Annotated in this window: 5 protein-coding genes; 2 read left to right on the top strand and 3 right to left on the bottom strand. The window is 70.8% G+C overall.

The genetic code is table 11. The features are described from left to right. Window positions 1-127: 127 nt before the first annotated feature. Window positions 128-1,351, bottom strand: coding sequence for a signal recognition particle-docking protein FtsY (gene ftsY, locus QIT00_RS32215; protein ID WP_282538997.1), 1,224 nt, complete (start codon window positions 1,349-1,351; stop codon window positions 128-130). A 172-nt stretch (window positions 1,352-1,523) separates the two neighbouring features. On the opposite strand from ftsY, the gene QIT00_RS32210 reads away from it, so the two are divergent. Then, window positions 1,524-3,005 carry a cytosine permease gene (locus QIT00_RS32210; protein WP_282538996.1) on the top strand — a complete coding sequence of 494 codons (1,482 nt, stop codon included), beginning with the start codon at window positions 1,524-1,526 and terminating at the stop codon, window positions 3,003-3,005. Between the two features lie 101 nt (window positions 3,006-3,106). Continuing rightward, on the top strand, window positions 3,107-4,087 hold the full coding sequence (locus QIT00_RS32205) for an LLM class flavin-dependent oxidoreductase (protein ID WP_282538995.1): 981 nt from the start codon (window positions 3,107-3,109) through the stop codon (window positions 4,085-4,087). Window positions 4,088-4,126: 39 nt separating this feature from the next. Here the strand turns inward: QIT00_RS32205 and QIT00_RS32200 are convergent, their stop codons facing one another. Both QIT00_RS32200 and smc read right to left on the bottom strand, forming a co-directional pair. Further along, window positions 4,127-5,548, bottom strand: coding sequence for a sugar porter family MFS transporter (locus QIT00_RS32200; RefSeq protein WP_282538994.1), 1,422 nt, complete (start codon window positions 5,546-5,548; stop codon window positions 4,127-4,129). 249 nt (window positions 5,549-5,797) lie between these two features. Continuing rightward, entirely contained in the window at window positions 5,798-9,376 is a 3,579-nt protein-coding gene (gene smc, locus QIT00_RS32195) for a chromosome segregation protein SMC (RefSeq protein ID WP_282538993.1), read from the bottom strand. Window positions 9,377-9,421 lie beyond the last annotated feature (45 nt).

Below are 9,421 nucleotides of genomic sequence, written 5' to 3'. Positions count from 1 at the left end.
TCCGGCAGGCCACGCGGCGCCAGCCGCATATCGGACACAGTCGGGAAGGGGCGGGGAGGGGAAAACGAAGCCGGGCCCGGACAGCGCGTCACTGTCCAAGCCCGGCAGCCGCGACGGGAGCCTCCCGTCACTCCCCGATCAACGCATCCACAAACGCCTCAGGCTCGAACGGCGCCAGATCATCCGCCCCCTCCCCAAGCCCGACCAGCTTGACCGGAACCCCCAGCTCCCGCTGCACAGCGACGACGATGCCGCCCTTCGCCGTGCCGTCCAGCTTCGTCAGCACGATGCCCGTGATGTCGACCACCTCGGCGAACACCCGGGCCTGGACCAGGCCGTTCTGCCCGGTCGTCGCGTCGAGGACGAGGAGCACCTCGTCGACCGGACCGTGCTTCTCCACGACCCGCTTGACCTTCCCGAGCTCGTCCATGAGCCCGGTCTTGGTGTGCAGGCGGCCCGCGGTGTCGATGAGCACCACGTCGACGCCCATCTCCTTGCCCTCCTTCACCGCGTCGAAGGCGACGGAGGCGGGGTCGCCCGCCTCAGGGCCGCGCACGGTGTAGGCGCCCACTCGCTCGCCCCAGGTCTGCAGCTGGTCGGCGGCGGCGGCGCGGAAGGTGTCGGCGGCGCCGAGGACGACGGTGCGGCCGTCGGCGACCAGGACACGGGCGAGCTTGCCCGTCGTGGTGGTCTTGCCGGTGCCGTTGACGCCGACGACCATCACGACGCCGGGGACGCCGCCCGCCTCGTGCCCGGTCTCGGTCTTCACCTCACGGTCGAAGTCCGTACCGACCAGGGTGAGCAGCTCCTCGCGGAGCAGGCCGCGGAGCTCGTCGGGGGTGCGGGTGCCGAGGACCTTGACGCGCTCACGGAGGCGCTCGACCAGCTCCTGGGTGGGGGCGACGCCGACGTCGGCGGTGAGGAGGGTGTCCTCGATCTCCTCCCAGGTGTCGTCGTCGAGGTGCTCGCGGGAGAGCAGCGTGAGCAGTCCCTTGCCGAGCGTGTTCTGCGAGCGGGACAGGCGGGCGCGCAGCCGGACCAGTCGGCCGGCGGTGGGCTCGGGCACCTCGATCTCGGGTGCCTCGACGGCCTCGGCCTCTTCGGCGGGGGCTTCCGGCGCGGGCGCCTGCGCCTCGGGGAGTTCGACCTCCTCGATGGTGCGGCGAGGTTCTTCGTGTGGCTCCTCGGCCTCTTCGCCGACGTGCGGCTCGGCCGGGGGCTCGGTGATGGTCGGCGTGCTCGACGGGGCCGACGGGGGCAGCTGCTTCTTCTTGCGGCCGCTCACCACCAGGCCGCTGATCGCGCCGATCACGACTACGGCGATGACTACAGCAAGGATGAGGATGTCCATAACCCTGCCAGTATGCGGGAGACCCCTGGCGGGCGTGCCGGTGCGGACACGGGCGGCTGAAGCCCGTAAGCCTCGCCGCTCAGACCAAGGGACCTTGGGCCCTATTTGCCATTTTTAGGGCGAACGTACGATAGTTGCGGTTCCCTCTCCTCTCCCCCCACGGAGCTACCGCATGCCCGCGTCCCCAAGTGCCTCCGCCGAGGCTTCCGCCGTCGAGACCGAGAGCGCGATAGAGACCCGCGGTCTTGAACCGGTTCCCGACAGCGAGCGCACCGGCAAGGTCCGGGAGCTGTTCCCGACCTGGGTCGCCGCCAACATCAGTGTGCTGCTGCTCACCATGGGCGCGGGCCTGGTGGTCTTCAACGGCCTGAACATCTGGCAGGTGCTGCTCGTCGCGACGGTGGCCCCCCTCGTCTCGTACGGGATCGTGGGCCTGATCTCCATCGCGGGCAAGCGCGGGGGCGCTCCCGGTATGGCGCTGTCGCGGGCGGTCTTCGGGCAGCGCGGCAACCTCTTCCCTGGCTCGCTGATCTGGGTGGCCCGCTGGGGCTGGGAGACGATCAACGCGGTCACGGGTGCGTACGCGATCCTGACCGTGCTCGACCTGCTCTTCGGTGTGAAGTCGAACACCGTCCTGATCGTGGTGACGCTGCTGCTCTTCGTGACCGGCACGTTCCTGGTGTCGGGGCTCGGCATCAACGCGCTGCGGGTGTGCAGCAAGTGGTCGACGTATCTGTTCGGCGCGTTCAGCGTGCTAGTGCTCGGCTATCTGATCGCCGAGACCGACTGGTCGGCGGTCGTGGACCAGCCCGCGGGCTCGGCGGCGATGGTGGTCGCGGGCATCGGCGTGATCGGCGCGGGCGGCATCAGCTGGGTGCCCTCGGGCCCGGACTTCACGCGGTACCTGCCGCGCGCGGCCTCGTCGAAGAAGCTGGTCGGCACGACCGTCGGCGGCGCCGGCATCGTCGTCCTGCCGATGGTCCTGATGGGCGCCGTGATGGCGGTGTCGACGCCGAACCTGGCGAGCGCGCAGGACCCGGTGGCGTTCATCGGCGAACTGCTCCCGACCTGGATCGCGGTGCCGTATCTGCTGATCGCGCTGATCGGCATGCTCCTGATCAACTCGATGTCGATGTACTCGGCGGGCTTCACCGCGCAGACCCTCGGCATCAAGGTGCCGCGCGCGGCGGCGGTCAGCGTGAACGCGGTGATCAGCCTGGTCTTCGGTTTCCTCCTGATGGTGGTGGCGACCAGCTTCATCGGCTCGTTCATCTCGTTCCTGACGCTGCTCGCGGTGGCGTTCTCGGCCTGGATCGGCGTCTTCGGCGTCGACATGCTGCGCCGCACGTCGTACGACGGTGAGGCGCTGCTCGACACCACGCGCACCTCCGCCTACTGGTACAAGGGCGGCTTCGCCTGGCAGGCCATGACGGCGTGGGCGGTCGCCCTGCTGACGGGGCTGCTCTTCACCAAGGTCGACTGGTTCGCGGGCCCGCTCGCCACCTCCTGGATCGGCAGGCACGGCCTCGGCTGGGTGACGGGCATCGCGGTGTCGGCCCTGCTCTACGCGGTGCTGCCGCGCTCCAAGTCCCCTGCGGTGAAAGCCGGTTCGCCCGCGCGGGCCGAGGCGGAGCGCGAGACCGTGTCCGTCTGACCCGACCCCTGTCTATCTGACGTCGCGTCAACTACCGTCCCCCTTCGCAAGGCCACGGTTCCCGTAGTCCGTGTTCCCGGTGAAGGGGGACGTCGTCTGTCATGGCCGTCACCGTCGTACGTTTCAACCTCGTCGATCCCGCGGCGACGCCCGATTTGCTCGCCGCCCGCTACCGCGCCGCCGTCGAGATGGCCGCGTACTGCGACGACCGGGGTCTGGCCACGATCCAGACCGAGGAGCACCACGGCGCCGCCAACAACTGGCTGCCGTCGCCGTTCACGTTCGCGGGGGCGGTCTTCGGGGCCACGCGGCGGATCGCCGTCACCGTCTCCGCGATCATCGGCCCGCTGCACGATCCGCTGCGGCTCGCGGAGGACATCGCCGTACTGGATCTGCTCAGCGGCGGCCGTCTGGTGACCGTCGCCGGGATCGGCTACCGGCGCGAGGAGTACGAGGCCGCCGGCGTCGACTGGGCGCGGCGCGGGGCGCTGCAGGACGAGCTCCTGGAGACGCTGCTCAAGGCGTGGACCGGGGAGCCCTTCGAATTCCGCGGCCGTACGGTCCGGGTGACGCCGAAGCCGTACACGGAGCCCCATCCGCTGCTTCTGGTGGGCGGTTCGTCGAAGCCCGCGGCGCGCCGGGCGGCCCGGCTCGGCCTGCCGTTCTTCCCGAGCGCGCATCTGCCGGACCTTGAGGCGTACTACCAGGAGAAGCTGCGCGAGTACGGCACCGAGGGCTGGACGATGATGCCGGGGGAAGAGACACCACTGCTGCACATCTCCGAGGACCCGGACCGCACCTGGGCCGAGTACGGCGAGCACTTTCTGCACGAGGCGCGGACGTACGCCTCCTGGCAGAACCAGGACATCCACTCGGCGGTGCGCTCGGGGGCGGGCAGCGTGGCCGAGCTGCGGGCCGAGGGCGTGTACCGGGTCCTGACCCCGGACGAGTGCGTGACCCTGAACGAGGGCGGCCACGACAACCTGATCCTGCACCCGCTGTGCGGCGGCATGCCGCTCGACGAGGGCTGGCGCTCCCTGCACCTGTTCGCGGAAAGGGTCATGCCCCGGCTCAAGGACTGAACCGGGGCACGACCGATCTGGAGAGAGGGGCAGCGGGGATTAGCCCATCTCCTCCAGAGTCTTGCCCTTCGTCTCGCGGACGAACTTCAGGACGAAGGGGATGGAGAGCGCCGCGAAGGCGCCGTAGATGACGTACGAACCGGTCAGCGACCACTCGGACATGCTCGGGAAGGTCTTGGTGATCGCGAAGTTGGCCAGCCACTGCGCGGACGCGGCCACACCGAGCGCGGCGGCGCGGATCCGGCCGGGGAAGATCTCGCCGAGCAGCACCCAGACCACGACGCCCCAGGAGAGCGCGAAGAACAGGACGAAGGCGTTGGCGGCGATGATCGCGATCAGACCCTGCGCGTCGGGCAGCGAGACGTTGTCACCGGCGCCCGTCCGGTACGAGAACGCCCACGCCATGGTGAACAGGGCGATCGCCATACCGGCGGAGCCGATCAGGGCCAGCGGCTTGCGGCCGATCCGGTCGACGAAGATCATCGCGATGACCGTACCGACGATGTTCACGATCGACGTCTCGAACGAGTACAGGAACGAACTGGTCGGGTCGTGCCCGATCGACTGCCACAGCTGGTTCGAGTAGTAGAAGATCACGTTGATGCCGACGAGCTGCTGGAACACCGAGAGGCCGATGCCGATCCAGACGATGGGCAGGAAGCCGACCTTGCCGAGCAGGTCCTTGAAGGACGGCTTGTGCTCGCGGCGCATGGCGTCCTCGATCTCGGCGGCGCGCGCGTGCGCGTCGATGCCGGTGCCCTCGACCTCGGTGAGCACCTTCTTGGCGTCGGCCACCCGGCCCACGGAGATCAGGTAGCGCGGCGACTCGGGGATCGCGAAGGACAGCAGGCCGTACAGGACGGCCGGGAGGACCATCACGCCGAGCATCCACTGCCAGGCCTCCAGGCCCGCCAGCTGTCCGCGCTGGTCGCCGTCGGCCAGGGTGAGGATGCCGTAGTTGACCAGCTGCGAGACGGCGATGCCGATGACGATGGCGGCCTGCTGGAACGAGGCGAGCCGGCCGCGGTACGCGGGCGGGGCGACCTCGGCGATGTAGGCCGGGCCGATCACCGAGGCCATGCCGATGCCGACGCCGCCGAGCAGGCGCCACATGGTGAGGTCCCAGGCGGCGAAGGGCAGGGCCGAGCCGACGGCGCTGACGGCGAAGATCACGGCGGCGATCTGCATGCAGCGGATACGGCCGATCCGGTCGGCGATCCGGCCCGCGAGGGCGGCGCCGACGGCACAGCCGAGGAGCGCGGTGGCGATGATCCAGCCGAGCATGTCCGCGTTGACTTCGAACCGGTGCTGGATGGCCACGGTCGCGCCGTTGATCACGGAACTGTCGTAGCCGAAGAGGAAGCCGCCCATCGCGGCCGCAGCCGTAATGAAGATGACATGGCCGAGATGGTCCGGACGTGGACCCTTGGCCGCCTGCGGGGCCTGCGATGTGCTCGTCACTTGTACTCCTCGGGCGCCACCGGCCACAGCGCCGGGGTGGGGGTAGAGGCACCTTCCAGTGGCGCACAACTTCATGCCACTCACCACTTGAAGGTAAAAACAACCTTGCAGAGACTATGTCTTCAAGTTCCGAAGTCAATAGGTCGAGTGCTGTGATTTTCTGAGCATGCGAAGACGCCAAGAGTTCAATGCTTGAACTTATTAAGGGAGAAACGGGCGGAACGGGTCAGCTCGGCCGCCGGCCCCGGATCAGCTCAACCGCTGGCTGATGACCTTCGAGACCCCGTCCCCCTGCATGGACACGCCGTACAGCGCGTCCGCGACCTCCATCGTGCGCTTCTGGTGCGTGATCACGATGAGCTGCGAGGACTCCTGCAGCTCCCGCATGATCCGGATCAGCCGCTGCAGATTGGTGTCGTCGAGTGCCGCCTCGACCTCGTCCATCACATAGAACGGACTGGGCCGCGCCTTGAAGATCGCGACCAGCATCGCCACCGCCGTGAGCGACCGCTCGCCGCCCGAGAGCAGGCTGAGCCGCTTGACCTTCTTGCCCGGCGGCCGCGCCTCGACGTCCACACCGGTGGTCAGCATGTTGTCCGGATCGGTCAGGACCAGCCGGCCCTCGCCGCCCGGGAAGAGCCGCGAGAAGACGCCCTCGAACTCCCGGGCCGTGTCGTAGTACGCCTCCGTGAAGACCTGCTCCACCCGCTCGTCCACCTCCTTCACCACCTGAAGGAGGTCGGCGCGGGTCTTCTTCAGGTCCTCCAGCTGCTCGCTCAGGAACTTGTGCCGCTCCTCCAGCGCCGCGAACTCCTCGAGCGCCAGCGGGTTGATCTTCCCGAGCTGCTGGTAGGCCCGTTCGGCCGCCTTCAGCCGCTTCTCCTGCTCCACGCGCACATACGGCCGCGGTGTGCTCCGCGGATGAGACCCCGCGGCGGAGCCGCCGCTCCGGTTCTCAGTGTCCGGCGGCTCCTCGCCCTCGGCGGGCGGCGACGGCGGTACGAGCTGGTCGGGCCCGTACTCCGCGACAAGCCCGGCCGGTTCGACGCCCAGCTCCTCCAGCGCCTTCGACTCCAACTGCTCGATCCGCATCCGCTTCTCGGCGCCGAGGACCTCACCCCGGTGCACCGAGTCGGTCAGCTTGTCAAGCTCGGCCTTGAGGTCCCGGCCGGCGTTCCGCTCCGCCACCAGCTCCTGCTCACGCTCCGCCTTGGCCCGCTCGGCCGCCTCCCGCTCCCGCTCGGCCCGTACGAGGGACACCTCCACGTGCGCGAGCAGCTGCCGGGCGCCCGAGCCGACCGCCTGTGCGACGGCCGCCTCGCGCCGCAGCCGGGCCCGGCGCTGCTCGGCCCGTGCCCGGGCCTCCCGTTCGGCGCGCGCGGCCCGGTCCAGGCCGTCGGCACGTCCGGCGAGGCCCTTGACCCGCTCCTCGTGCGTGCGCGCCTGAAGCCGCGCCTCCATCTCGGTCTGCCGCGCATTGGCCCCGTCGGCCGCGAGCCGGTCCCGTACGGAGGTGTCGGGCTCTTCCTCTACGGGCAGCTCCCCCGCGACCGCGAGCCGTTCGGCCAGCTCCTCCACCTCTTCGAGTGCACGGTCCAGGGCCTCCTGCGCGCGGGCCGCCGCCGCGACCGACCGCTCCGCCTCGCCCGCGGCCCCGCGCGCCTGCCCGGCGAGCCGCCCGAGCTGCTGCGACACCGCCGACTTCTCCCGGTCCGCGGCCCGCCGCCGCTCCCCCAACTCCTCGACCAGCGCGGCACATCCACGCCGCCGCTCCACCGCCCGCTGCTGCTCGTCCGCCAGCGCCTCGCACCGCACCCCGAGCTCCTCCAGCTCGGCCGCGGCCTCGTCCACCGAGGCCTGCACCTCGATCAGGCTCGGCGCCCCGGCCGACCCGCCCTGCGCGAAGTGCGCCCCGAGCAGGTCCCCTTCGGCGGTCACGGCCGTCAACTCCGGCCGCGCGTGCACCAGATCCTCGGCGTCCTCCAGGGTTCCCACGACGACGATCCCGCGAAGCAGCCGCCGCACCGAGGGCATCAACTCCTCGGGCCCGCGCACCAGTTCAGCGGCGAACGGCGGCCCGTCCCCATGCTTCGCCGGTACGTCGTCGGGGGCGCCGCCGAGCAGTAGGGCCGCGCGGCCCGCGTCCTGCTTGCGGAGCAGCCGGATCGCCTCGGCCGCCGTCGCCGGGGGGCTCACGGCGATCGCGTCGGCGGCGGCCCCGAGCGCCGCCGCCACCGGCACCTCGAACCCGGGGGTCACGGTGAGCAGTCCGGAGGCAGGACCGAGCAGCCCGGCCAGCTGTTCCTTCGCGGCGAGCAGCGCTCCCGTACCGTCCTTGCGGCGCAGCCCGAGCGCGAGCGCCTCGTGCCGGGCCGCCGTCGCCGCCCGCTTCCGCTCCGCCGAGGTGGCCGCCTCGCGTGCGGCGGACAAGGCCGCCTCCGCGTCGGCCAGTTCACGCTTGGCCGCGTCGTGCCGCTCGCCGAGCTCGGAGTCGTCGGCGTCGAGCCCGTCAACCTCGGCCTTGAGCTGCTCGTACTCCTCCTGCGCCGCGGCCGCCCGCTCCTGGGCCTCGTCGCGCGCGGCGGCTAGCCGGTCGATCTCGGCCTGCGCCGAAGCCCCTCTGCTGCGGGCCGCGCCCACCTGGCCGTTGAGGCGGGCCAGGCCCTCGCGGCGGTCGGCGATCGCCCGCGCCACGTCCTTCAGGCGCCGCTCCTCACGCGCCAACTCCCGCTCCAGCTCGGCCCGGTGGGCCACCGTGTCCTCAAGGGCCCGCTCGGCCGCTTCGAGCGCGGCCTCCAACTCGGCCTCCTGCTCCCGGATCCGGGCGGCCTCGCGCTCCATGTCCTCGGGGTCGCGGCCGCGCCGCTCCTCCGCGGGCGCGGAGGTGGCGCTCTGCACGCGGGCGTCGGCGAGCGAGACCGTGCCGCGCACCCGCTCCGCCAGCTGCGACAGCTCGTACCAGGTCTGCTGCGCGCGCTGCAGCCGCGGTGCGAGGCGGCGCGCCTCGCCCTCAAGCTCGGCCTCCCGCGCGAGCGCCGCCTTGAGCCGCGCCTCGGCCTCCTCCTTGCGCCGCTTCAGCTCCGCCTCGTCGGCGATCTCCGTACGCAGTGCCTCCCGCAGCCCGACCAGGTCGTCGGCGAGGAGGCGGAGGCGGGCGTCGCGCAGGTCGGCCTGGATGACGGCGGCCCGACGTGCGACCGCGGCCTGCCGCCCGAGGGGCTTGAGCTGTCGGCGGAGTTCGTCGGTGAGGTCCTGTACGCGTGCGAGGTTGGCCTGCATCGCGTCCAGCTTCCGCAGCGCCTTCTCCTTGCGCTTGCGGTGCTTGAGCACACCCGCCGCCTCCTCGATGAAGGCGCGGCGCCCCATGGGGTCGGCGTGCAGTACGGAGTCGAGCTGGCCCTGGCCGACGATGACATGCATCTCGCGGCCGATGCCGGAGTCGGACAACAGCTCCTGGATGTCCAGGAGTCGGCAGGTGTCCCCGTTGATCTGGTACTCGCTGCCGCCGTTGCGGAACATGATCCGCGTGATGGTGACCTCGGCGTACTCGATGGGCAGCACACCGTCGGAGTTGTCGATGGTCAGCGACACCTCGGCCCGGCCGAGCGGTGGCCGCCCGGTGGTGCCGGCGAAGATGACGTCCTCCATCTTGCCGCCGCGCAGCGACTTGGCGCCCTGCTCACCCATGACCCAGCTGAGCGCGTCCACCACGTTCGACTTGCCGGAACCGTTGGGTCCGACGACGCACGTGATGCCCGGCTCGAAGCGCAGTGTGGTCGCCGAGGCGAAGGATTTGAACCCGCGCAGGGTCAGGGCCTTGAGGTGCACGCCGCCGGACTCTACCTTTCGGGCTCGCCCCGACTCCATGAACCG

The organism is Streptomyces luteolus (assembly GCF_029968015.1).
GTDB lineage: Bacteria > Actinomycetota > Actinomycetes > Streptomycetales > Streptomycetaceae > Streptomyces > Streptomyces luteolus.
Note: the sequence above shows the minus strand (reverse complement) of the source record. Positions and strands in the feature narration are given on the sequence as shown.